General features: G+C 41.2%; 28 protein-coding genes. 8 read left to right on the top strand and 20 right to left on the bottom strand.

The genetic code is table 11. The annotated features are described in order from the left end of the window. A partial coding sequence (locus G576_RS0109005) for an IS30 family transposase (RefSeq protein WP_027974322.1) occupies nt 1-288 on the top strand: 288 nt, incomplete at its 5' end. A gap of 77 nt (nt 289-365) precedes the next feature. On the opposite strand, the gene G576_RS0109000 is transcribed toward G576_RS0109005, so the two are convergent. The 6 genes from G576_RS0109000 to xylA all read right to left on the bottom strand — a co-directional run bounded on the left by G576_RS0109000 (nt 366) and on the right by xylA (nt 7,553). Next, on the bottom strand, nt 366-1,763 hold the full coding sequence (locus G576_RS0109000; RefSeq protein ID WP_037618842.1) for a family 43 glycosylhydrolase: 1,398 nt from the start codon (nt 1,761-1,763) through the stop codon (nt 366-368). 44 nt (nt 1,764-1,807) lie between these two features. Then, on the bottom strand, nt 1,808-2,047 hold the full coding sequence (locus tag G576_RS0108995) for a DUF6171 family protein (protein WP_245563030.1): 240 nt from the start codon (nt 2,045-2,047) through the stop codon (nt 1,808-1,810). 24 nt (nt 2,048-2,071) lie between these two features. Continuing rightward, nucleotides 2,072-2,890 (bottom strand): aldo/keto reductase, encoded by an 819-nt coding sequence (locus G576_RS0108990; RefSeq protein WP_027974319.1) that lies wholly within the window; start codon nt 2,888-2,890, stop codon nt 2,072-2,074. A gap of 96 nt (nt 2,891-2,986) precedes the next feature. After that, entirely contained in the window at nt 2,987-4,429 is a 1,443-nt protein-coding gene (locus tag G576_RS0108985) for an alpha-N-arabinofuranosidase (protein WP_027974318.1), read from the bottom strand. 263 nt (nt 4,430-4,692) lie between these two features. Beyond that, nucleotides 4,693-6,168 carry a xylulokinase gene (gene xylB / locus G576_RS0108980; protein WP_027974317.1) on the bottom strand — a complete coding sequence of 492 codons (1,476 nt, stop codon included), beginning with the start codon at nt 6,166-6,168 and terminating at the stop codon, nt 4,693-4,695. A 77-nt stretch (nt 6,169-6,245) separates the two neighbouring features. After that, nucleotides 6,246-7,553 carry a xylose isomerase gene (gene xylA / locus G576_RS0108975; RefSeq protein ID WP_027974316.1) on the bottom strand — a complete coding sequence of 436 codons (1,308 nt, stop codon included), beginning with the start codon at nt 7,551-7,553 and terminating at the stop codon, nt 6,246-6,248. 167 nt (nt 7,554-7,720) lie between these two features. Here xylA and G576_RS0108970 point away from each other — a divergent pair, with 167 nt between their 5' ends. Continuing rightward, on the top strand, nt 7,721-8,884 hold the full coding sequence (locus G576_RS0108970) for an ROK family protein (RefSeq protein ID WP_027974315.1): 1,164 nt from the start codon (nt 7,721-7,723) through the stop codon (nt 8,882-8,884). Between the two features lie 52 nt (nt 8,885-8,936). Here G576_RS0108970 and G576_RS0108965 read toward each other — a convergent pair whose 3' ends face one another. Further along, on the bottom strand, nt 8,937-9,482 hold the full coding sequence (locus G576_RS0108965; protein WP_037618840.1) for a TetR/AcrR family transcriptional regulator: 546 nt from the start codon (nt 9,480-9,482) through the stop codon (nt 8,937-8,939). 131 nt (nt 9,483-9,613) lie between these two features. On the opposite strand from G576_RS0108965, the gene G576_RS0108960 reads away from it, so the two are divergent. Beyond that, complete coding sequence (locus tag G576_RS0108960; RefSeq protein WP_027974313.1) at nt 9,614-12,481, top strand: YhgE/Pip domain-containing protein; 2,868 nt, start codon at nt 9,614-9,616, stop codon at nt 12,479-12,481. A gap of 45 nt (nt 12,482-12,526) precedes the next feature. Here the strand turns inward: G576_RS0108960 and trxA are convergent, their stop codons facing one another. The 4 genes from trxA to G576_RS0108940 form a co-directional block, all read right to left on the bottom strand. Next, nucleotides 12,527-12,844 carry a thioredoxin gene (gene trxA, locus G576_RS0108955; protein ID WP_027974312.1) on the bottom strand — a complete coding sequence of 106 codons (318 nt, stop codon included), beginning with the start codon at nt 12,842-12,844 and terminating at the stop codon, nt 12,527-12,529. 156 nt (nt 12,845-13,000) lie between these two features. Further along, on the bottom strand, nt 13,001-13,180 hold the full coding sequence (locus G576_RS0108950) for a hypothetical protein (RefSeq protein ID WP_027974311.1): 180 nt from the start codon (nt 13,178-13,180) through the stop codon (nt 13,001-13,003). Nucleotides 13,181-13,214: 34 nt separating this feature from the next. After that, nucleotides 13,215-13,586, bottom strand: coding sequence for a VOC family protein (locus G576_RS0108945; RefSeq protein WP_027974310.1), 372 nt, complete (start codon nt 13,584-13,586; stop codon nt 13,215-13,217). Nucleotides 13,587-13,596: 10 nt separating this feature from the next. Beyond that, nucleotides 13,597-14,037 carry a VOC family protein gene (locus G576_RS0108940; protein WP_027974309.1) on the bottom strand — a complete coding sequence of 147 codons (441 nt, stop codon included), beginning with the start codon at nt 14,035-14,037 and terminating at the stop codon, nt 13,597-13,599. Between the two features lie 500 nt (nt 14,038-14,537). Here G576_RS0108940 and G576_RS0108935 point away from each other — a divergent pair, with 500 nt between their 5' ends. Further along, on the top strand, nt 14,538-15,389 hold the full coding sequence (locus G576_RS0108935; RefSeq protein WP_027974308.1) for a VOC family protein: 852 nt from the start codon (nt 14,538-14,540) through the stop codon (nt 15,387-15,389). A gap of 119 nt (nt 15,390-15,508) precedes the next feature. Here G576_RS0108935 and G576_RS12650 read toward each other — a convergent pair whose 3' ends face one another. Genes G576_RS12650 through G576_RS0108915 form a run of 5 tightly spaced genes read right to left on the bottom strand, consistent with a single transcriptional unit; the run spans nt 15,509 to nt 17,125 of the window. Then, nucleotides 15,509-15,865, bottom strand: coding sequence for an SRPBCC family protein (locus G576_RS12650; protein ID WP_156875132.1), 357 nt, complete (start codon nt 15,863-15,865; stop codon nt 15,509-15,511). Continuing rightward, nucleotides 15,840-16,001: a hypothetical protein gene (locus tag G576_RS13615; RefSeq protein WP_156875131.1), complete on the bottom strand. Its 162-nt coding sequence runs from the start codon at nt 15,999-16,001 to the stop codon at nt 15,840-15,842. Before G576_RS13615 ends, G576_RS12650 begins: the two co-directional genes overlap by 26 nt. A gap of 9 nt (nt 16,002-16,010) precedes the next feature. After that, the gene (locus tag G576_RS0108925; RefSeq protein ID WP_027974307.1) at nt 16,011-16,496 is read right to left on the bottom strand and encodes a phosphatase PAP2 family protein; all 486 of its coding nucleotides are present in this window, start codon (nt 16,494-16,496) and stop codon (nt 16,011-16,013) included. Nucleotides 16,497-16,542: 46 nt separating this feature from the next. Beyond that, a complete protein-coding gene (locus G576_RS0108920; RefSeq protein ID WP_027974306.1) occupies nt 16,543-16,764 on the bottom strand; it encodes a DUF4649 family protein in 222 nt (73 codons plus the stop codon). 1 nt (nt 16,765) lies between these two features. Further along, nucleotides 16,766-17,125: a DUF2200 domain-containing protein gene (locus G576_RS0108915; protein ID WP_027974305.1), complete on the bottom strand. Its 360-nt coding sequence runs from the start codon at nt 17,123-17,125 to the stop codon at nt 16,766-16,768. 58 nt (nt 17,126-17,183) lie between these two features. On the opposite strand from G576_RS0108915, the gene G576_RS0108910 reads away from it, so the two are divergent. Together G576_RS0108910 and G576_RS0108905 are read left to right on the top strand one after the other, a co-directional pair. Then, nucleotides 17,184-17,528: an iron chaperone gene (locus G576_RS0108910; RefSeq protein ID WP_027974304.1), complete on the top strand. Its 345-nt coding sequence runs from the start codon at nt 17,184-17,186 to the stop codon at nt 17,526-17,528. Nucleotides 17,529-17,538: 10 nt separating this feature from the next. Further along, nucleotides 17,539-18,309 carry a class I SAM-dependent methyltransferase gene (locus G576_RS0108905; RefSeq protein ID WP_027974303.1) on the top strand — a complete coding sequence of 257 codons (771 nt, stop codon included), beginning with the start codon at nt 17,539-17,541 and terminating at the stop codon, nt 18,307-18,309. Between the two features lie 280 nt (nt 18,310-18,589). On the opposite strand, the gene G576_RS12645 is transcribed toward G576_RS0108905, so the two are convergent. Together G576_RS12645 and G576_RS0108895 are read right to left on the bottom strand one after the other, a co-directional pair. After that, nucleotides 18,590-19,057 carry a thioredoxin family protein gene (locus tag G576_RS12645; protein ID WP_169361577.1) on the bottom strand — a complete coding sequence of 156 codons (468 nt, stop codon included), beginning with the start codon at nt 19,055-19,057 and terminating at the stop codon, nt 18,590-18,592. A gap of 9 nt (nt 19,058-19,066) precedes the next feature. Further along, complete coding sequence (locus G576_RS0108895; RefSeq protein ID WP_027974302.1) at nt 19,067-21,403, bottom strand: endonuclease MutS2; 2,337 nt, start codon at nt 21,401-21,403, stop codon at nt 19,067-19,069. Nucleotides 21,404-21,517: 114 nt separating this feature from the next. On the opposite strand from G576_RS0108895, the gene G576_RS0108890 reads away from it, so the two are divergent. Continuing rightward, entirely contained in the window at nt 21,518-21,913 is a 396-nt protein-coding gene (locus tag G576_RS0108890; RefSeq protein ID WP_027974301.1) for a DUF1761 domain-containing protein, read from the top strand. A 165-nt stretch (nt 21,914-22,078) separates the two neighbouring features. Beyond that, the gene (locus G576_RS14055) at nt 22,079-22,207 is read left to right on the top strand and encodes a hypothetical protein (RefSeq protein ID WP_281168646.1); all 129 of its coding nucleotides are present in this window, start codon (nt 22,079-22,081) and stop codon (nt 22,205-22,207) included. Between the two features lie 55 nt (nt 22,208-22,262). On the opposite strand, the gene G576_RS0108885 is transcribed toward G576_RS14055, so the two are convergent. Further along, a complete protein-coding gene (locus G576_RS0108885) occupies nt 22,263-22,805 on the bottom strand; it encodes a CvpA family protein (RefSeq protein WP_027974300.1) in 543 nt (180 codons plus the stop codon). Next, entirely contained in the window at nt 22,802-23,116 is a 315-nt protein-coding gene (locus G576_RS0108880; RefSeq protein ID WP_027974299.1) for a hypothetical protein, read from the bottom strand. Before G576_RS0108880 ends, G576_RS0108885 begins: the two co-directional genes overlap by 4 nt. Nucleotides 23,117-23,327: the final 211 nt, after the last annotated feature.

Here is a 23,327-nt window from a genome sequence, read left to right as displayed (position 1 = left end):
CTCACCAGTCTGTATCCGATTGCATCCATCACAGCAGATAATGGTTCTGAGTTTACTTTACTCTCAGACTTGGAAGTTTACTTTGCACATCCCTATTCTTCACATGAGAGAGGCACAAACGAGAACTTTAATGGTCTCCTCAGAGAATATGTCCCTAAAGGAGTCTCACTTAATTCACTAACCTCTGAAGAACTGGACAAGTATATCACTGCCATCAATGAGCGCCAAAGACGACTTCTTCAGTATCAATCCTCAAAATTTCTGTTTGGGCTAGCCCAAACATCTTAACCTCTGGAACTCTAGCTATCAATGAACTTGTTGCACTTAACTTGACAACGTGCGAATTTTTTTGCCCCAAAAGCAAACTAAAATTTAAATGATAAAATACTAACGCTGCCTGAACCTTTGTACGATAAATAAAGCGGAAAAACACCATTAGGGAAATCTATATCAACAGATTTTTCAACCCACACATTAGTATAGCCAACAGGAATTTCACCCAGTACTGGACCATCCACGGATAATCGAATTTCCATACTTCCTATGGCATATCCTCTAGTTTTTACCGAAATCGTATGATTTTGATTGAACTTAAAATATTTATAACCAGCAGTTGCTCCATCTCTCATATTAGCAATATAAGATTCTTCTGGATACAAATCACTCCCATCTTGTGTAATTTTAGGGAAATCGTTATTCATCCAAAGATCAAATGGTGCTGAATACATTTCTTCCACATTACAAAAAAGATTACACGCAATTGCTGTTGAAAACTCTCCTGTAGCTTCAAAGGGTGTTACCCTAGCCCCCTGAGATGTCATTTCTACTTGTGGAATTTCTCCACTTTCTAGTATTTTTATTGGTTCAATCATTCCTTGACGACTAAAATTACTCCCATTGGTATGACGGTGATAAAATACATAGTACTGATTTTTAATTTTCTCAATACCACCATGATTATTGCCACCATAATACATTGGCTTATTAGCAGGTTTATAGGAACTTATTCCGATATCATTATTACTAACAACTACTCCTCCAAAATGAAAGTCCTGCGTTGGACTCTTACTTTTAGCATAACAAAGTTCATGCATCACAACAGATGAATAGAGTAAATAATAATCATCTCCAACTTTACGTATAGATGGCGCTTCAAAAAATGGATGAACCTCAAATTCGGTCCCTTTTGCGTAAGCTTCTGAAGGAATGATAAAAGTAGGATTTTCTATGATAGTTAACATATCACTATCTAAAACTGTAACCATCATGCCTTTACGACCAGGATCATAAAATCCTCCGAATCCTGTATACAGGTAAACCTTTCCATTTTCTATAAATACTGCTGGATCAAATTGAGGGTCTTCTATTCCTTTCTCTCCTAGACGAATACCATCTTTGTATTTTACATATCCTAAAAATTCATACTGACCAGCTGGACTATCACATACTGCGACAGATATTATCGGTAGTTTATCTAAAGCATAGTAAAGGTAGTAACGTCCATCTTCACCTCGAACAACATCAGGGGCATAAAGACACATTTCACCAGATAGATTCTCTGGATCGTCTGTTTTTTTGTAGATAACTCCCTCATAGCGCCAAAAAGTAAGATCATCTATGCTAGCGGAGTAACAGACATAATCATTTAAACAATAAGCAAACCCATTAAATTTGTCATGACTTCCATAGACATAAACTCTGTCACCAAAAACATGAGGTTCACCATCTGGAACATATTCTGATAGTGGTAAATATGGATTCATTTTATTTATCCTACAATTTCTATCATTATTCTATATTGACCGTCTCACCATTTTCCATCTGGACATTTTTTGTTATTTAAAGCTGTTCGAAATTGATAAAAACATCCACATTTTCCACAAGTCGCTTCTATTCGCCACGGACATTGTTCACAAATCTGCCGTCTGCGCAACCACTCCTTCTCATTAACACGGTCAATTTCCATTGCTAATTGAAAGGCGATAGAGCTCTCTATATCAAGATTAGTCATTTCTTCCTTAATATCACAACCATAACAGATTCGCAATACAATCACCTCCTATACCATAGATTAAAGACTATCTAAATAGTCCATATCATCCTTGTCAATCGAAAAGTATACATCTGCATTCTGAATGATATAATTTTCATGAATAGATTTAGGTAATGGCAAGATATTTTTTTCAAGCAAATAACGGATACAAATCTGAGGAATTGATTTATTATATTTTTGAGCAATAGCTTCAATTTTTTCATTACCTAAAAGACGCCCTGTCGCAATTGGGGAATAACCTTCAACAAGAATCCCATTCTTCTGGCAGAACTCTAAAACTTCCGGATTGGTATTACCAATATGGTAAATAATTTGGTTAACCGCCGGAGTAACAGTAGCTTTTTCTAAAAGATGTTCTAAATCATCTACATCAAAATTAGACACACCAATAGATTTTAATTTACCAATCTTGTAAGCATCCTCTAGAGCTCGCCACATTTCGGAGTTTTCTTCATAGTAACGATTGACAATCGGATATTCAAACATCTCTGACCATGGACGAGGAGCATGAATAAGCATTAAATCTATATAATCTACACCTAGTTGCTCTAGGCTTTCGTCTATCGCTTTTATAGATTCCTCATAAGTTTTCCATTCAGCAGGGATCTTTGACGTGATAAACAGTTTTGCACGATCTATACCACTATCTTTAATAGCTTGTCCTATTTCTCTTTGATTACCATAAACATATGCTGTATCAATATGTAAATAACCATTTTTTAAAGCATAACGAGTAGCATTATAAGCATCCTCAGGTGCAGATTGCCACGTTCCTAAACCAATTTTATGAATACCAATACCATTATTTAGTGTAAAAGTTTCTTTCAATAAATTCATATAGTTCTCCTTTAAATTCGCCATAAACATATTAAAAAGACTGATAAATCATGTTCAAAGGAAATAATACTGTTTCAGATATTCTCCTAAATTAATCTATCTTTCTGCTACGACAATTGTAACAACAGACATCGGTGCTATTTCTACAGATAATGCCTCATTACTTAAGTGGTAAGACGTAAATTCTTTTGGTGCAACTTTATTAGGATGTTCAAAATCATTACAATCATCCATTTTTTCAGCAGTAAGAATCTGACTTGATAAAATTTCTGAAGCAAATGTCCCCTCAAATGTTACTGCTTTTTGTTCAGTCAAAGAGAAGTTACACAATGAAATCGCAAGTTTCCCATCTTTTCGAGTCACTGTATAAGAAACTGTGGCGTCTTCTTCACCGTAAGAAGAAACTAATTCTGCATCTTGGTGAATTTTATAAAGATCAAACACATGGTAACTTGGAGTTTTTACTATCTTATCTCCTTCAGTCAAAATCATTGATTGAAGAACGTTTACTGTTTGTGCAATATTTGCCATATAAACACGTTCTGCATGCTTATGGAAAATATTCAAAGTTATAGCTGCAACCATTGCATCACGAATCGTATTTTGCTGATATAAGAATCCAGGATTTGTCCCTGGTTCAACCGCTAACCAAGTTCCCCATTCATCCACAATTAATCCTACTCGTTTTTCTGGATCATATTGGTCCATAATTGCGGAATGACGTGTAATTAATTCATCCATATATTGAGCATGTTTAATTAATGACCACCATTCTTTTTCCTCAAAACCAGTTGCTGGACCTTTATCTTCCCACGCACCCGTCATTGCATAATGGTGCAAACTAAGACCGTCCATAAAACGCCCCGCGTTTTTCATTAATACTTCTGTCCAATAATAATCATCTACAGCTGGGCCACAAGCAATTTTATAAATTTTATCTTTTCCATATTGACGAACATATGTTTGATAGCGACGGTATTCATCAGCATAGTACTCTGGTCGCATATTACCACCGCAACCCCAACTTTCATTTCCTACACCAAAAAATGGAACACGCCACGAGTCCTGACTACCATTCTCACGTCTTAAGTTAGCCATCGGAGATTCGCCATCCATAGTCATATATTCGATCCACTCTTGCATCTCTTGAACAGTTCCACTACCTACATTACCATTGATGTAAGCATCACAACCCAATTGACGAGTCAATTCAAAAAATTCATGTGTCCCAAAATGATTATTCTCTGTTACTCCCCCCCAATGCGTATTAACCATCTTTTTACGACTTTCCTTAGGACCAATGCCATCTTTCCAATGATATTCATCTGCAAAACAACCTCCCGGCCATCTAAGTACGGGAATTTGAATTTGTTTTAGCGCTTCAACGACATCTGTGCGCATTCCATTAATATTTGGAATGGAAGAATCTTCACCGACATAAAGTCCATCATAGATACAGCGGCCTAAATGTTCCGCAAAATGACCATAAATATATTTAGAAACTACTGGTCCCGGTTGTTTTGTTAAATTTATTTTCATAATTTTAATTTGTTCCTTTCATAATACTTAATCGTACTTTATTCATACTCTTGAAATGAAAACTACATTAAATAATAATCATTTTGCTATCCGATAAATATAAAAATATTTTAAGCGTTTTTATTTTTTTGATAACTATGCCTTGTCCCTACTCACTACTTCCCTCCTTTCTCCATATTTAATTTCTACACTATAGCTACTTATAGTCTATTTTTCTTCATGTTTTCTTTTACTGTCTCTATTACTTCCTCTTTCTAAATACTCTATTTTATCTTTTTGACATTTGGGTAAATGCGTTTGTAATCTTCATAAACGTCAGCATAAACAGCGACATTTTCCGGAATTGGTTTGACTGCTTCTGTGTACTCGACAAAGGTTTCTGCACAGCTTTCAATGTCTTTAAACCATCCACATCCAAGAGCTGCAAGCATGGCTGCACCGAGTCCTGGACCTTGTTCAGCTGTCAAGGCGACAATTTCAGCATTGAAAATATCTGCCTGCATTTGAAGCCAATCTTTGTTTTTAGCGCCTCCACCAACAGAAACGATTCGTGTAAATGTTTTTCCTGCTACCTCAGACATAAGACGTTGAGAATCTTTCAATGAGAAGGTAATGCCTTCAAGAACACTGCGAGAAAAATGCGCTAAGGTATGACTGGTATCAATTCCAATAAAGCTGCCACGAATGCTGCTGTCAACATGAGGAGTACGCTCCCCAACAATATATGGTGTAAACAACAAACCATCACTACCTGCTGGGATTTGGCTAATTGGTGCCAGTAAGTCTGAGAAGCTCTGCCCTTTTGCAAAGGTATCTCGGAACCAGTTAAGGCTATAACCAGCCGCCAAAGTTACCCCCATAGAGTAGTAACTATCACTGAGAGCATGATTAAAGAAATGCAATTTTCCTTCATAATCAGGCGTCTCTTTCCCTTCATAAGAAAGGAAAACACCAGAAGTTCCAATACTTGCCATACCGACTTCACTTGAGAGAATTCCAGCACCGACTGCTGCACAAGCATTATCTGCCCCACCAGCAAAAACTTTAACCTCTTTTTGCAAGCCAAAACGTTCTTTCAACTCAGCACGCACAGTACCTACCTGTTCTGAAGCTCCCACTGCTTTTGGCAAATAGCTGAGCGGGATATCAAAGGTATTAGCCACTTCTTCTGACCATTCTGCCTTCTCAACATCTAAAAGAAGAGTACCCGCAGCATCAGAAAAATCTGTATGGTAATTTCCAGTTAAATAAAATCCCAAATAATCTTTTGGCAACATGAGCTGACGCACCTTAGACCATAGCTCAGGCTCATTCTCTTGAACCCAAAGAATTTTAGGAAACGTAAAACCTTCTAATGCAAGGTTACGAGTAATTCCAAGAAGTTTATCACCTAGTTTTTCTTCAATCGTACGACATTGAGCCGTTGTACGTGTATCATTCCAAAGAATCGCTGGACGTAAAACCTCACTATTTTCATCTAAAAGCACTAAACTGTGCATTTGACCAGAAAAGCTAATTCCTTCGAGCCCAGTCGTAAAATCAGAGACCGTTTCAACCAATTCTTCAAATACCTTATCACAAGCGACTACCCAATCACTGGGATATTGTTCGCTATAACCAGGTTGTAAATGGATTAAGCCATAATCAGCAGACGCTGAAGCCACAACTTTTCCTGTTTGATCAACCAAGAGTCCCTTTAAGGAGCTTGTGCCAAGATCAATTCCTAATACGTAAGACATGTGTTCCTCCTTGTTTCATAAAAAGAGCATATCGCTGACCTTACAACGACATGCTCCTTCAGCATTAATAATTAAGATTAAACAAGATAATCGTTCAATTGAGATTTCACTAATTCAATGTGGCTAGATTCAAGAACAGGATTATCGTGTTCCAAAGCGTAAGCTGTCAAACTTTCCAAGTCTTCTTGCCCAGCAAGTATGCGAGCGCCAATGCCTTCTTGGTAAGAAGCGTAGCGTTTTTCTTTGATATCTTCAAAGAAGCGATCAGCGCGTAGTTTTGCAGCGGTCTTCAAACCACGTGCAAAAGTATCCATACCTGCGATATGAGCAAAAAGCAGGTCATCCATTTCATGTGAAGAACGACGAACCTTGGCATCAAAGTTGATACCACCCGGTGCAAGACCGCCATTGTCAAGAATTTGAAGCATAGCAAATGTTGTGTCGTAGATATTAGTTGGGAATTCGTCTGTATCCCACCCTAGAAGAACATCACCTTGGTTAGCGTCAATGGAACCAAGGGCATCGTAATCACGTGCTACATTAAGTTCATGCTCGAAAGTATGACCTGCAAGGGTAGCGTGATTAGCCTCCAAGTTAAGCTTGAAATCCCCTTCAAGGCCATGTTTTTGAATAAATGCCATGGTTGTCGCAGCATCAAAGTCATATTGGTGTTTTGATGGTTCTTTTGGTTTTGGTTCAATCAAGAATTGTGGTTTGTGACCAATTTTTTCTCCATAAGCCACGGCCATTTTGAAGAGACGAGCAATATTGTCTTGTTCAAATTTCATATCTGTGTTAAGAAGAGTTTCATAACCTTCCCGTCCACCCCAGAAGACATAGTTTTCGCCACCAAGTTTTTTAGAAAGGTCAAGACCTTTTTTAACTTGAGCAGCTGCGTAAGCAAAGACTTCTGCGTTATTTGAAGAAGCAGCACCGTTATTGAAACGAGGGTGTGAGAACATGTTTGCAGTGTTCCAAAGCAATTTTTTGCCTGTTTCCTCCATTTTTACCTTGATGTGATCTGTGATTTCGTCAAGGTTTGCAAAGAACTCTTCTAATGAATTTCCAGCTGGTGCAATATCAATATCGTGGAAACAGAAATAATCAACATCTAATTTTTCAAGTATTTCAAAGAAAGCATCAACACGATTATGAGCAGTTTCCATTGGAGTAGCACCAAACCATGTACGCTGGTTCACTGGATAACCAAATGGGTCTGATCCATCTTGGGTCATGGTATGCCAGTAAGCCAAAGCAAAGCGCAAATGTTCACGCATGGTTTTGCCTTCAACAACTTCTTCAGGATTGTAGTGACGAAAAGCGTAGGGATTTGTAGTTTGTGTTCCTTCATACTGAACTTTTTCTACATTTGGAAAATATGACATAAGTTTTCTCCTTTAGGTAATATTAATCTTAGTTTGTTTGTTCAATGAACTAACTTACAATAGAAGTATAACCGCTCGACTTAGTTTTGTCAAGCGCTTTCATGGAAAATCTTGTTTTTTTTTTCAGTTTGGTATAAACTAAAGGTACAAAAAGGAGAGAACTGCCCATGATTACAGATAAATATCTCATTCGGGAACAAAACGAAGCCTTAGTCTTAAAGACTATCATCAACTACCAACCTCTCTCTCGTGCCAATATCGCTAACTTCTCTGGATTGAACAAGGCCAGTGTCTCTTCCATCACATCTGCCCTCATTGAGCGTCAGCTTGTCTTTGAATCTAGTATTGGGGATGCTGGGACGACTGGCGGTCGAAAGCCTATCAATATTTCTTTTAACCCTGAGGCAGGGCTGGCTTTATCTATTGACATTGGCAGTAACTATGTCCACGGCATGCTTGCCTATCTTGACGGTAAACTAGTCAACCAAGTCAAAGAAAAGGCTCCTATTAGCCAAGAGAATGTCATTTCAACCCTCCTAAATGTCATCAATAAACTTACCACCTTATCCATGCCTAAAACAGCACACGGTATCATTGGAGTTTGTCTTGGTATCCATGGCATTGTCTTTGATAACAGCATCCAATTTACACCCTCTTATGATTTGGATCAGATGGATTTAAAAGCAGAGCTAGAAAAGCACATTTCCTATCCCATTTATTTAGAAAACGAAGCCAATCTAGCGGCTCTTGGGGAATACACTTTTTCTAAAACTAGTAAAAATGACATGATCTGTATCAGCATTCATACTGGTATCGGAGCTGGCATCATGCAAAAAGGGGAGCTGCAGCTCGGCGCTCACGGTCAGGCTGGAGAGATTGGTCATTCCATACTCTATCCGAGTGGTCATCGTTGTCCTTGTGGTAATCGAGGGTGTTTGGAAAAATATGCCTCCAATAAGATAATTTACGAGACCTTTTCAGCGGAGACAGGGATTCAAAACGTTGATTCTAATCTCATTACACATGAGTTAAAAAATGATAATCCATTTGTTAGGAGCTTGGTCCATAAAAAAATTTGGGAATTATCCATCGGTGTTAATGACCTAACCATGCTTTACGATCCAGAACTCATTATCATCAATAGCTCTATTTTCCAAAAAAATCCAGAGCTCATTGCCGTCTTGAAAGCTGAAGTTTCCAGTAAATTTGCCCAGCATCTCACCATCGCTAACAGCGAGTTGGGGGAAATGGCCACACTGTACGGTGGAGCTGCCAAAGTCATCTCAACCTTCCTTGGAATTGAAAATGCAAAATTGATTAATCTTAATTAATAATACTAAAAAGCCAGGACTACATCCTGACTTTTCATTTTCGCTTCTCTTCTCATTTTGCCAAATTTTCAGGAAAGATGGTCATGATAAAGTTTGTCATTTCTTCAGGGGATTCCTGCTTACCTTTGGCAATCCAATGGCGTAGTATTCCAAAAAAGGCATAGGCAAAATAGACGCTTCCATACTCTTTTGCTAGAGGACTGACATCTTTTTTCCCAAACTTACCAATTAAATCGTTGTCAATGACTAGCTTAATTTTATTGACAAAATAGGACTGAATATCATGGGTGCCATTTGCCATTATCAGGGTAGATAAAAACTTTTCACCTTTTAAAAAAGTCGCAATTTCTAAAAAGGCTTGACGCTTGTCATTCTCGTATTTTTCAAAAACCAATTCCAAGTTTTTTAAGAGGTCTTGCTGATAGTAGTCAATCATGTCATACTTGTCACGAAAATGCGTATAAAAGCCTGAACGGCTGATTCCTGCCATCTTAGCTAACTGGCTAGCCGTAATTTGGTCAAAACTCTCTGTCTCTAAGCAAGTCATCATGGCATTCAATAGAGCATTTTTTGTTTTTTCTTTTCTGGAATCTTTCATGAAATTTTCTCCTTTTATACACTTTTAGACATTGTGTCTAAAATCTGTCCTTTTCACTTGAAAAAGAGCTCTTACTAAGTATAATCAGAGTATATCAAATTTTAGACAGTATGTCCAAAAAGGAGAAAACAATGCTAAAAAAACTAAAACTCTCTTTCAAGAAACCCATGTTTTGGTTGACCGTTCTAGGAGTTGCACTAGTTCCAGCTCTTTACAATCTGAGTTTTCTAACAGCCATGTGGGATCCTTACGGAAAGCTCGATCAACTTCCTGTGGCTCTGGTCAATGAGGACCAAGCAGCCAGCTACAACGGTAAAGACTTTACCATTGGTCAAGATATGGTAAAATCACTCAAGGAAAATCAGAGCCTAGACTTTCATTTTGTGTCTCAAAAACAAGCCAGCGCCGGCTTGAAAAAAGGCGATTATTACATGGTCATCACCTTGCCAGAGGATCTCTCCAAGAAAGCTACTACACTGCTGACCGATAAGCCTGAAAAAATGGTCATTGAGTACGAAACGACTAAAGGGCGCAGCTTTGTTGCCTCAAAAATGAGCGATTCCGCTATGACCAAGCTGGAAGCCAGTGTTGCCAAAAATATTACACAAACCTACAACCGCGCAGTTTTTAGTAGCATGAGACAGCTACAAGATGGGCTGACGTCTGCTAGCAATGGCACCTCTCAGCTAAAAGATGGTAGCTATCAACTGCTAGATGGTTCAAAAAACTTGCAAGCAGGTCTTGGAACATTTCAAAGTGGACTTAACACCTACACCAATGGCGTTAGTCAGGTCGCTGATGGAGCAAACACTCTCAATCAAAACTCGCCAACTCTGCTGAGCGGTATTAATCAGTTAGCTAGTGGCGGAAATACCTTGAATATTGGACTTGCTACCTTTGTATCTGGACTTGGTACTTACACCAACGGTGTCGGTCAAGTCGATTTAGGACTTCAGACCTTACTTCAAAACTCACCAACCCTAAGAAGAGGCGGCAGTCAATTAGCCGACGGGGCTCAAAACTTGGATAATGGCCTCGGGAGCTTGCAAAAGGGACTAAAGACCTATACTGACGGAGTTGGTCAAGTCGCTACAGGCTCACAGGCTTTGGCGCAAAATTCTCAAGCACTCAAAGAGGGAGCTAAACAATTGACTGACAGTGCGCCACAAATTGCAAAGTTGGCTGATGGAGCTAATCAACTAGCTCAAGGGCTCCAAGCTCTATCTGACTCTAGCAAGCTATCTGACGCTGATAGTGCCAATATCCAAGCTCTTATCTCAGGCCTTCCACAACTTCAAGCAGGTATTCAACAATTAAATGACAGTCTATCTGGCATGGAAACTCCAAGTGCTGGTTCAGCCGATACAGGTTCACTTACCAATTACCTACAATCCATCGCCGCACAAGCACAGGCTATTATTAGCCAAAGTCAATCCGATAAAGCAGCTGCTGTGGCAAACCTTCAAGCAACCAGTGCTTACCAAGCTATGACAGCCGACCAACAAGCTGAATTGACAGCAGCGATCAACAACACGACTTCTAGCACAGCCAACCAAGCACAAGATATTTTGAACAATGTTCAGACAGTCAGTCAAACTCTGTCAGGACTTCAAGGCCAGCTTTCTGGACTACAAGCAGCAACTGGTCAATTTGAACAGTTACAATCTTCTGTCACCACTTTGAATAGCTCTGCTGCCACTGCTTTACCAGGTGCTGTCCAGGCACTTCAAAAATTATCCGATGGTATGACCCAAGTTCATTCAGCTGTGTCTGGACAACTTTTACCAGGTAGCCAACAAATTAGCTCAGGAGTCACAAGTCTGAATGAACACCTGACCAAAGGCGCTGCACAACTGTCTGGCGGTATCAGACAATACACAGATGCTATTGATAAACTTAATAGCGGTGCGCAAGCCTTGAACCAAAATTCCGACCAACTAACAGTCGGTGCCAATCAATTAGCCAGCGGTGCCTCAAAACTCAACTCTGGGCTTTCAAACCTAAATACAGGTCTTGGAAGCTATACTGATGGAGTTGGTAAAGTGGCTCAAGGAACTAAGCAGTTGGCACAAAACACGCCAGAACTTACTAGTGGGGCTGATAAGTTAGCCAACGGTGCTGGTAGCCTGCAAAATGGGCTTGCCAGTCTACAAAAAGGTCTTGGTACTTATACTAACGGTGTGGCACAACTGGCACAGGGTAGCCAAAAACTTGAGGATAACACACCTGCCTTGACTGACGGTGTTCATAAACTTGCTGATGGTAGCACCAGCCTTAAAGATGGGCTTAATTCCCTATCAGACGGTGTGTCTACCCTTGATGATTCTCTCAGCGATGCTAGCGAACAGCTCTCTCTAGTCAGTGTCGAGAAGAAAAATGCTGACGCTGTTGCCACTCCTATCAAGACGACTCATAAAGACAAGGATAAGGTTAAAACCAACGGTGTCGGCATGGCTCCCTACATGATGTCTGTTGCTCTCATGGTTGTAGCTCTATCAGCCAATGTAGTCTTTGCAAGTTCTATTGACGGTGAGCATTATGATAATCGTGGGAAATGGGCTTTGAGTAAATTGCTTTTAAATGGGTTAATTGCTACGCTAGCCTCCATTTTCCTCATAATCACAGTTCAGTTGATTGGTGTTGATTTTGCACACCCTGTTCAGACATTCTTTATCACACTCCTGTCTTCATGGACCTTGATGGCATTGGTAACAGCCCTGATTGGTTGGGACAGACGCTTTGGTGCCTTTGCCTCTTTAGTGCTCTTGGTTCTCCAACTAGGATCAAGTGCCGGTACCTATCCAATCGAACTAAGCCCACGCTTCTTTAAGATTATCCAACCATTCTTACCAATGACCTACTCCGTTTCTGGACTTCGTCAAAGCATTTCAATGACTGGAGACCTCAGGTCTGACGCACTCGCGCTTATTGGATTCTTGATTGGATTTATGTTGCTGGCCTTACTGATTTTTAAAGAAGATCACTCAGAACTGGCATAATCCAGATAATTAAAAGCCGACCTTCCTCAGAAGTTCGGCTTTCTTTTATGCATTCAATTCTGCTACGATAGCTTGAATTTGTTGTTTTGTGTGGACGCCTGCCACCTGTTTAACCACTTGCCCATCTTTTTTGAAGAGGAGGGTTGGGATTGACATGATACCAAATTTTTGTGCTGTTGCTGGATTTTCATCCACGTCAAGCTTAACGATTTTAAGCTCGTCCTCGTCCAACTCCGCAGATACTTGCTCCAAGATTGGTGCTTGCATCAAGCATGGACCACACCAGGTTGCCCAGAAGTCTACCAAGACAAGACCTTGGTTTGTTTCTGCTTCAAAAGTGGCATCAGTTACGACTTTTGTCATGTTACATCTTCCTTTCTCTTGTGGGAAAATAGCAGAGCTACTCCCTGACTTTGTGACTTAATCATAACCTAAAAGTCTGAGAAAAACAAATTTCTGATACGTAAAGTATCACTTTTCCCATTAAAGATTAAGCTTAAAAAGATGATAAGTAATGAACTAAAAGAAAGGCCAAGACAAAAGTCCTAGCCTTTTAACAATGATTGCAGGTGGGTGCTTTGGCCCAATGGTTGATTGGAAGTTCTCGCCCCTTGCTACACCATGAATAGCGCCTCCTAATCGACCGTGCGGAAGTGGAACGACAAAATCGAAATTAGAAAGAATGCCGATTTTGCCCATTCTTGTCCCAGTCTCCTACTGCTTTGAAAACCTATCAGATCCCTTTAACCGCAAAATACATGCCAGATGGACTGGCAAAATTAAAGTTAGGGAAAGGTTCAGCGTGAACAGAACTGCAAGTATCTGTCAGCTCAGCGATTTTAGCCTGCAGGGCATAGATATCATTACTCTCAAAAAGAATGCTCGGCTTCATATCAATAACCTCCGGAGACACCTGACGAATAAAGTCATTGGCGTAAACCGTGATGGTAGTTGTGCTATCTACCTGAGCTTTCATATCAAAAGTCTCGTAGCCCATCATCTCAGCTTCATTAAGGATAACAAAACCTGCTGCCGACCAGAAGGCTTTTTCCTGAGCGACATTGTCAACGTAGAGCATAAGCCCCATTGTTTTTGCAAACGCCATGGTATCCCCCTTAAAAATGAACGTTTTCTGACACAAAACCTGGAATGTCAGCATTGATCTGCCAGTTCATTCCGAATTTATCAGTCAAGTTAGCATAGGCTGGGCTCCAAGGAGTTTCTTGAAGTTCCAAGTCGATTTTTTGAGCACCAATAGACAATTTGCCGTAGATATCCTTAGCTGCTTCTGCGCTATCTAGCTGAATACAGGCTGTCATGTTAGAACCTTGAACGTAGTCAAATTGTGGACCGTTGTCAGAGATTTGCAAGCGAATACCGTTGATGTTAAGGTTGGCATTAAGGACTAAGTTTTGATGTTCTTCAGGAGTATCTGGGATAGCCTGTCCAAAAGTGGTACAGGATACAACTTCTGCCGCAAAAACATCCTTGTAAAAATCAACAGCCTCAAGACCGTTATTGTTAGTGACCAAGTAGAGTTCAATGGCTTTAATCATGGAAATTCCTCTTTTCTGTTAATGAGGTTTTATCATACCACGATATCGTGATAAAGGCAATCCATTCACCTCAATCAAAAGATTTGCCAAATCAGACGTTTACGAGTAAACTATTGCATATCACTAATTAGTGATTCAAAGAGGCCCGCCCTAGAACTTCCTGATATCTGGTAAATGGCTAGAGGCTTGAGGTTTATTTTAAAAGACCTTTTGTCGTGACGAAGACCCTTGCCAAACTCTAAGACCTATGAAAACAGAGCTGAGCAATGAGCATTTCCCAGCTCTGCCTTTTCCTAAAAGCCAAAATCTCTCAGCACTGAGGTAGAAAAAGCACCAAACTACCGAGTCGCCCGATTTGTTGACAGCAACCCTTATTCGGCCTTAATTTTTGAGAAGGGCGAAAAAAGTATGATGAGACTGTGCGCCTGCCTAGGATAACTGGCAATCTGGAGTAAAACTTTAGCATCATTTCCAACCTATAAAAAAGCAAAGGAGACCTTATGTTCCCATACGACTCATCCCTCTACCTCAAGCAAGTGGCTCTAAATGTTACTGACATGGACAAGAGCCTGCTCTTTTACCGTGATGTTCTGGGTATGACTATCCTTGAGCAAAACGACCAACGCGCTCTATTAGGAACTGAGGCAGAAGCCCTGGTTGAACTTCTGCTAACGACTGACAGTGCTACTGTCGAAAAATCCTACGGACTCTATCACTTAGCCATTCTCCTCCCTAGCCAGCAAGACCTGTCAGACATGCTCAAACACCTCATTGATTTGGACATTCCTATGGTTGGTGGCGCTGACCACGGATACAGTCAAGCTCTATACCTTGAGGACTTTGAAGGTAACGGCATCGAGATTTACCGAGACAAGCCTGTTTCAGATTGGGACATTCGCGAAGACGGCCGCATCATTGGTGTTACTGAAGAGCTGGACGCAACCAGTCTCTATCAAAGTGCAAAGCAACTCGATCCCTACTATCTTCCCTTTGGTTCCCGTATGGGCCACGTTCATCTTCAGGTGAAAAATAGCAGAGCGTCTAGCCTTTTTTACCAAAAACTTTTAAATCTTGAGGATAAATTTTCCCTAACGAGCGGTAGCTGGTTAGCCAGCGGCAACTATCACCACCACTTGGCTGTCAATGAATGGGCAGGCCCAAACCTAGCTCCTAGCCAGCCAAACCGACCTGGGCTTGCTCACTATGTCGTTCAGGTCACTGATAAAGAACAGCTTGTCTCCATCTATCAAAATGCACATGCCCTTAACGCACAAAGCCAGTGGCTCAGTTCAAACCAACTGTCAATCATTGATAGCGACGGTATCAAAACACAGATTATTGCAAAGGGCTAGAAACAAAAGTCAAACCTAAAATAGAAAAACGAACAAAACAATATTCTGATTGTCAGAAAGCTAGTTTTGTTCGTTTTTTGTTTTCATTACGAATCTATTAGACTTAATAATCGCTGATTTCAAAAATCAAAATCTTTTTGTTCCAGCCTCTTTATCTCTTGTGCAATAAATGCTGACCACTTGTCCTGTAACAAGGCTCTGTCTAAGCTCTTTTGATTATCTAAGATTGACCTGATTATCTCATTTTGAACCAACCATCCCGTCATATCTTTCGAGGCGTCGGCAAAATCATTTCCAAAATCTTTTGGAATGATTTCTTCAAAAAGAATCTGAGTACCAGCGCCAGCTTTTTTCAGACTAAAGCTTACTCTAGCTCTATCCCAGGCATAAGCAATCTGATGTCCCTCATCATAAGCTAGCACCGCCATTTCCTCACGGAAATCCTCCATCTCAAAGACTAAGAGCTTCTGTTCCAAATGAAGTTCGGGAAACCAAGCGAGAGAAGCCCTCGTCCGTAGCCAATAGGCGCCATACATCTATCTGACTCGCTGACACCTGATAAGTGAGGGTCATCATGAAATTGTCTTGATCTTGTTTAATCTCTCTTTTCATCATAAGCTCCTATAAAAACAACAGCAAGCCTAGGATTAGGCCGATTCCATATCCCGCCACCACATCTTTGGGATAATGCACCCCTCCGACTACTCGGCAAAAGGCCAAAATCGCTGACACAAGAAGAAGAGCCAGTCCCATCCAGACGTTGACAGTCAGGACGCACATGCTGATTATGGTCGCTGAAAATACATGGCGGCTGGGCAGGGATTCCCCTGAACTGTCCTTGTCAAGCAGGGGGGAAATGTCCCAAGTTTCATAAGGTCGTGGCTTGTTGAGAGCCTTTCTGACTAGAGATAAGGAGACAAAGCTTATACCCGGTATCAGGATATAGGGAAGGACAGCTTTGCTATTTTCCAAGTAAAGATAAGTCAAAAACAGGGGATAGACCGCGTACATGAGGCGAGTGATGATCTGATTGAGTAGGTTCAGCTCCCTCCCCTTAGCCACAAACGGTCGTGAGATATGGGCATAGAAATCTGCGTAGTTTTTCATGCTTTTATTATAGCGAAAAAGCCAGGAATTTCCCAGCCTCCCCTTATTAATCATATTGGCTCAAGTCTTGCTTCAAGAGGTAGAAGAAAATATCTCCATAATTGCCTGAGTAGTCCAACTCGTGCCCCTTGTAGCTTAGTTTGACCACCTTGTAATAGTCAGAAACGCCTATCAGGCAAGCTTGTTGTGAACGCTCAAAGTCGGCGTAAGTGTCAAAAGTAATGATCTTTTCTTGCTTGGCTGCGTCCAGATAGGTGATTTTCAGCATTTTATTTCCCCTCGTATTTTTCCTTAATCTGGTCAAAAGTCTTACCCTTAGCCACCCAATCCACTAACTTATCCAAGCGGCGGATTTCCTGCATGAGCGGATCTTCCAAACTTTCAATTTGAACGCCACAGATTTTACCTGTGATGTTGGTGCGGTCTGGATTGTAAGCTGGAGCTTGTCGAAAAAAATCTCCGAAAGTCAGGTCGCATTCAAGCAAATCAGCGATAGTAGCGGTACTATAGCCCGTCAGCCAAGCCGTCACCTGATAAACCTCTTGGGCACTTCTACCCTTTCGCTCTGCCTTTGCCACCAGAGACTGATAAACGCTTGCAAATGTCATGTTATAAAGTCGATGTGTCATGCCTCTATTATAGCATTTGTGCTATACTTGAGGTAGTAAAGTGCTTGAAAGGATAGCTATGACTCTTATCGAAGCTTATATTTTGGATCAAAAAGCTGAGCTACGCCCCTTATTGACCGCTGTCTATCATGAACTTCAGACGCAGTTGCCGGACGCTCAAGAAAGAATCTCCTATGGTATGCCGACCTTCTGGCAAGGACGAAACATCATTCACTTCGCCACACAGAAAAAGCATCTAGGAATCTATCCCGGACCTGCTGTTATTGAAGATTTTTCAGAACAGTTGGACTCGCTAGGATTAACCTATTCCAAAGGTGCCATCCAGTTCCCCTACGACAAAGAACTGCCACTAGAGGTGATAACAGCACTGGCCAAGCGTGCTTTAGAACTTAACCAAAAATAGAGAGGCAAACATGGTAAAACCAGAACAAATCAGCAAACAATACCAGACTTCAGATAATCTCGACATCCGAATTGCCATTCACAACCGTTATTCGACCAATAAGCAGGGCTTCAACAACTGGATTTTCAACCAATATGAGTTTGACAATGGCTCTCGTATTCTAGACCTGGGTTGTGGAACGTCGGTCATGTGGAAGGATAATTATCATCAATTACCACAAGATTATCAACTAACCTTGGTTGACTTTTCAGAAGCCATGATTGAAGCCAGTCGAAAAAATCTGTCCCAGCTAGACAAGCTAACTTTTTTAGTCTCTGACATCACTAAATTACCCTTTGAGGATGCTAGTTTTGACATAGTATCTGCCAACATGGTACTCTTTCACCTGCCTGACATTCACGCTGGCTTGAAAGAAATCAAAAGAGTTTTAAAATCAGATGGTCGTTTTCTGGCTGCCACTTTTGGTGAAAATGGCATTTCGCAAACGCTTGGAAAATGGATTTCACAACTTGGCAAGACAAATGACAGCCCCGATGGTTTCACCCTCCAAAACGGCTCCAATCTATTAGAACACTTTTTCGAACACGTTGAAAGACGAGATTATCTAGATAGCTTGGAAGTGACAAAAATCAGCGACATCGTTGACTACCTCTATTCCCTACCCGAAGTTTTTGAGCTAGAGGAGGGGCAAAAAGAGGCTGTCGCTGAACTGCTGATCCAGGAAAGCCAAGACGGCATCCTCACCATTCCAAAAGAATACGGCATTTTTATCTGCCAATAGTATAGTCGAATGAATTAGTTTTCAGACAAGAAACTTAGGCGCAGGCAGTGCTAGAGTAGGGTAAATCGGAAATGTCGCTGTGTCAAAGTTAATTCAACAGTCATACAAATCTTGGTATTTCTCAATAGAAATCCTCTCCTTGAAAATCAATAGTCTAAAAAGGCATAGGATGGCGTTTTATCAACGTCATCCTATGCCTTTTGTTTTACTTCCTTAAGTTTTGTGGACGAGGGCAGAGACATCATAGCTGTCTTTTCCCGACCTTTTTCTCGAAAGAATACTACTTCTTGTCTCCGTATTTTTCGAGGAAATCAGCAATTTCTTCCACTGTCGCCTCGCTACCTTTTGACAAAGTGTCCGTCATCTGTTTATCCGAGAAAAAGCTAAAATTCGGCACTGTCTTAATTCCAAAATAAGCAATAAAATCATCCCACGCCTTACCATCTGCCTTATCCGAATCCACATAGTAAATCGTCACCGATTTGTTCTGACAGGCCTCAGCTAACTTTGGAACAAAAACCTGACAATAATCACAGGTCGGACGTCCTAAATAAACGAGAAAATCTTCAGAGGCTGCAATTTTTTCGTTGAGCTGATCCAGCGTTATTTCTTGTAATTGAGCAACAGAAGTCTGATAAGTATCTGTTTGACCTGACGTTTTTTGCGAAGTTGACTGGCTAGCACAAGCCACTAGGACTAAAAAAGTCAGGCAGGTCACCGTGATAAGTAAACATTTCTTTAACATCATCTTCCCCATCTATCCTAAAGTGGCAATGGTACAGCCAGAACCACCTGCTGTTTGCGGAGCGTATTCAAAATGCTTGACATGTTTATGACGACGCAGGTATTTGGTAACAGCTTCACGGATAACTCCCGTACCGATACCGTGGATAATATCCACCTGACTCATATTATTAAGCAAGGCTTGATCAATAAAGGCATCCAGTTCCTGCAAAGCCTCCTCATAACGCTTGCCACGAAGATCCAGACGGGCACGAGGACCGCTACTAGCGCCAGCCTTTTTCACCACATTAATCTGACGCTTCTTAGGTTTTTGCGCCTCTTCCTGCACCTTCACCAGACTAAACTCGTCCTCGCTTAGAGTCATCTTGATGATGCCCACTTGAGCCTCCCAAGTTTTGTCCTTGATTTTCTTCACCAAAGTTCCCCGCTGACCATAAGCCGTTACGATAATATCATCACCCACCTCTGGATTTTTTAACTTCTTGGCTTTTTTAAGGACTTTATTGTGAGAAAGCTGGGCTTCCGGAGCCAGTTTTTTCAGTTGTCCCTTAGCCTCTATCACTTCATGCGGTTTCAGAGCTGCGCGAGCGTGGAGATCTTGAAGGATTTTATCTGATTCACTAATCGCTAAATCAACAATCTCACGTGCCTGGGCTGTAGCTTTTTCAATTTCCTTATCCTTGGCATGGGCAAATTCATTGTAAAGTTTTTTAACCGCACGGTTGAATTTGAGATTTTCTTGCTCTACCTCTCGAATATGATCCAGCCGCTTACGGCTTTCAACCGTCTGGACTTCCAGCTGCTCGATGATACGGTTGACATCGCTATCTCTGTCAGTCATCTGCTCTGCCTTTTCCACAATAGCACTAGACAAACCTAGACGACGGGCGATTTCAAAGGCATTTGACCGACCTGGAACCCCCTGCATGAAACGGTAGGTAGGGCTGAGGGTAGTCACATCAAACTCCATGCTGGCATTCTCCACATTGGCCGTCTCGATGCCGTAAGCCTTGAGCTCTGGATAGTGGGTAGTCGCCATGGTCTTGATACCGTGCAAGCGTAGGTGGTCAAGGATAGACATCGCAAGACTTGCCCCCTCCTGAGGATCCGTACCAGCCCCCAGCTCATCAAAGAGAATAAGGCTATTTTCGTCAGCACTTTCCAAAGTTGCAACGACCTGAGTCATGTGACTGGAAAAGGTTGATAAACTCTGCTCAATGGATTGCTCGTCACCGATGTCTGCAAAAATCTCCGTGAAAACTGCTACTTTTGATCCTGCATCAGCCAAGATTGGCAGACCAGACTGAGCCATGAGCTGAGTTAAACCAAGGGTTTTAAGCATGATGGTCTTACCACCCGTATTTGGTCCTGTGATGACAATGCTAGTCAAATCATCAGGAAAATACAGGTCATTTGGCACTGGGTGGCTTAAAAGAGGGTGACGAATGTTAAAGAGTTGAACAGTCTTGTCCGACGATAAGATTGGAACGACCGCTTTTTTCTCTCTCATAAAAAGATACTTGCCCCGCACTAAGTCAATATGCCCTAAAATCCAGGCATTATTTCTAATCACATGCGCATGTGGTCGCAACATATGTGATAATTCATGCAAAATACGCGCCATTTCATGGCGTTCGTCAGCGCGAAGCTGAGTGATTTCCTCGTTGAGCTGGACGATAGCGCGTGGTTCGATATAGACCGTATTTCCAGAAGATGAGATGTCGTGAACCACACCAGCAATCTTATTGCGATGGGAATTGCGAACAGGGAGAACCGAACGACCGTTACGGGAGGCAATCAAGTTCTCCGATAAAAAGTCAGCCTGTTTCTTCAAAATACCTTGTAAAGTCTCACGCACTCGACTTTCACTGCTAGTAATCTGACGACGAATTTTTTCCAGTTCTGGACTGGCAAAATTTTCGATAAAACCACCGTCATTGATAGCCTGAAGGCTACCTGCTAAACTAGGAAAGACTTCTATCGTTTCAAAGAGTCGACCCAAGGCTTTCAGCTCTGCATTTTCCAAAAGGCTATAAAAACGGCTCATCTCAGCAGAGACTTGCAGGACTTTTTTCAGATCAATAAGCTCCGCAATGTTGAGGTCAGCCTCAAGCTCAAGACGACGCAGGGGCTCCGCCACATTGCGCAGACTGCCCATGGCAAAACCATGATGCTCAATGAAAATGGCCTCCATATCTGAAATTTCCGTAAAAGTCTGGGCAATCTTGTCAGGATTTGTCATTGGCTCAAGGTCACGCAACTCCACCATCCCCTGTTCCGTCTGCAGGTAGGGTTCAAAAAGGCGTCTGACCCGATTAAATTCTAATTGTTCAATGATTTTCTTATTCATACCCTCAATTATAGCACACCTCCCCCTCCAGTCCAAGGTTACTTCCTTGACCCTCACTACTTTCTATGTTATTCTAAGCCCTATCAACCTATAGGACAATTTAAAGGAGTATTTATGACAGTTTTATTCGGACTTTTAGCAGGAGTTATCTCTTTTGCTATTGGCGGACTTTGGTATGGTTTTATTTTTCGAGATGCTTGGATTAAAGCAGTAGGCATTTCTCCCCAAGACATTGAAGCCTCAAGACAAGCAGGGGATAAGGGTCAAAAGGAAATGGCTATCTCTGCCATCCTTGAAATAATCATTGCCATTGTTACACTGGTTTTCATCAAATCTTTAAACGTCAATCTCTCACCATTACACGTAGCAGGGGGGATGGGGGTTATTTCTGCTCTTTCCTCTGTTAAAAACTACCTCTTTGAACAACGCCCTATCCAACTCATTTTAATCAATGAAAGTTACAAAGTGATCTGCTATTTAGTTACGGGTATCATTGCAATTTTGGGCTAATTAAAAGACTCACCCTCCTCTAACTAGAAGAAATGTGGTGAGTCTTTTTATACAAATCAAGTAAGCCGTACATTGTTGAACGATACTCCAAAAGCTAGAGACAAAAATAATTTAGGTAGGCACCTGCCTTTTGGAGTGCTCTGTTTTCTCAATATAAAAAACGTGATGATGAATTTCAAAAATCTCAGTCTGCTTCTAGCACTAGCTTTCCCAATCTCTTATCTGACTGGAGGAGATGGAGGCTATGACAACGGTTCTCCCTGCGTCCAAGCAATAAAACTTAGACGACTATAACAGACCCCCTCCTCAAACTGAGAAGGGGCCGTTGATAAAAAATAATGCCCTGCTCTTAAAAGACTCGTTTCACCCAATAGTATTTCCAAACTTGAGCAAAAATTGGAAAGTTAATCAGGAGCTTTGTCGTTGTGTGTTCGGCTAAAAAGTTCTGAACAAAATTGACTGGAACTGTCGCCAAAAGCGTCGTTCCCATACTGAAAAAGAGGATTGTCACCACAATGGCTAAGCCACCGCTGATGCAGTTTAGGAGAATGCTATCAAACTTATCCAAATCAATCAAGTGCAGGAAAATCCCGATAAATCGAAAAACCAGGTAGCTAAGGATATAAACGCCTATGAAAGCAACACCTGCATAGAAAACTCTATCCAACTCAAAAAGATCAACGTCCTTGAAAAACTGGACTGTCGTGTCCTGATTAGGATTGGCAAAAGGCACCCAAAGGGTAATCTGCTCCGCTATTTTTTGATAAAAATGATTGGCGATAAAAAGGGAAAGAATGCTGGCTAGCGTGTAATAACCCTGAAGTAGGATACCCCGCATATAACCAATATAGAACTGCCAGGCTAAGATGACAATGAAGAATAACCCAATCATCTCTTGTCCTCACTCAATTCCAGCTCAAGCTGGTTATTTTTTTCCTTCAAGGCCATGATTTTTTCTGTACGTAGTTGCTCAAGCTCTCGCTCCGTTTCTTCAAAAACGATCTCACGGCTAAGCTGGGTTGACAGGGTGTTAATAGCCATCAGGATAGCAATGGTTTCATTGTCCGCCTCAGGAAGATTGCGCTTGATAGCGTCGTATTTCTCACGCGCCACGCGCTCCACTTCTTCCATAAAAAGATTGTCCTTGTCAGTCGTTAGGGTCAGAGGCTTATCACCAAAGACGAATTTATATCTGTTTTTCATAATTTTGCTACAAAGGGACTTTGACTTACCAAACTTCCCTTGGTTCAGTTGTCTTTCAACCAAACCGCCTTTCCAATATGATTATCTAACTCCCCCTATTATAGCGCAAAATTAAGAAATGGTAAAATATGACCTTCACAGCTCCTGTGTTCGTTATAATTCCTTAGAATGCCGAAAACCTTGTTATTATCCCATTTTTTCAAAATCATAT

It is taken from the genome of Streptococcus porci DSM 23759 (genome assembly GCF_000423765.1).
GTDB classification, from domain to species: domain Bacteria; phylum Bacillota; class Bacilli; order Lactobacillales; family Streptococcaceae; genus Streptococcus; species Streptococcus porci.
The sequence above is the reverse complement of the archived record's forward strand: the minus strand, read 5'-3'. Positions and strand labels throughout refer to the sequence as shown.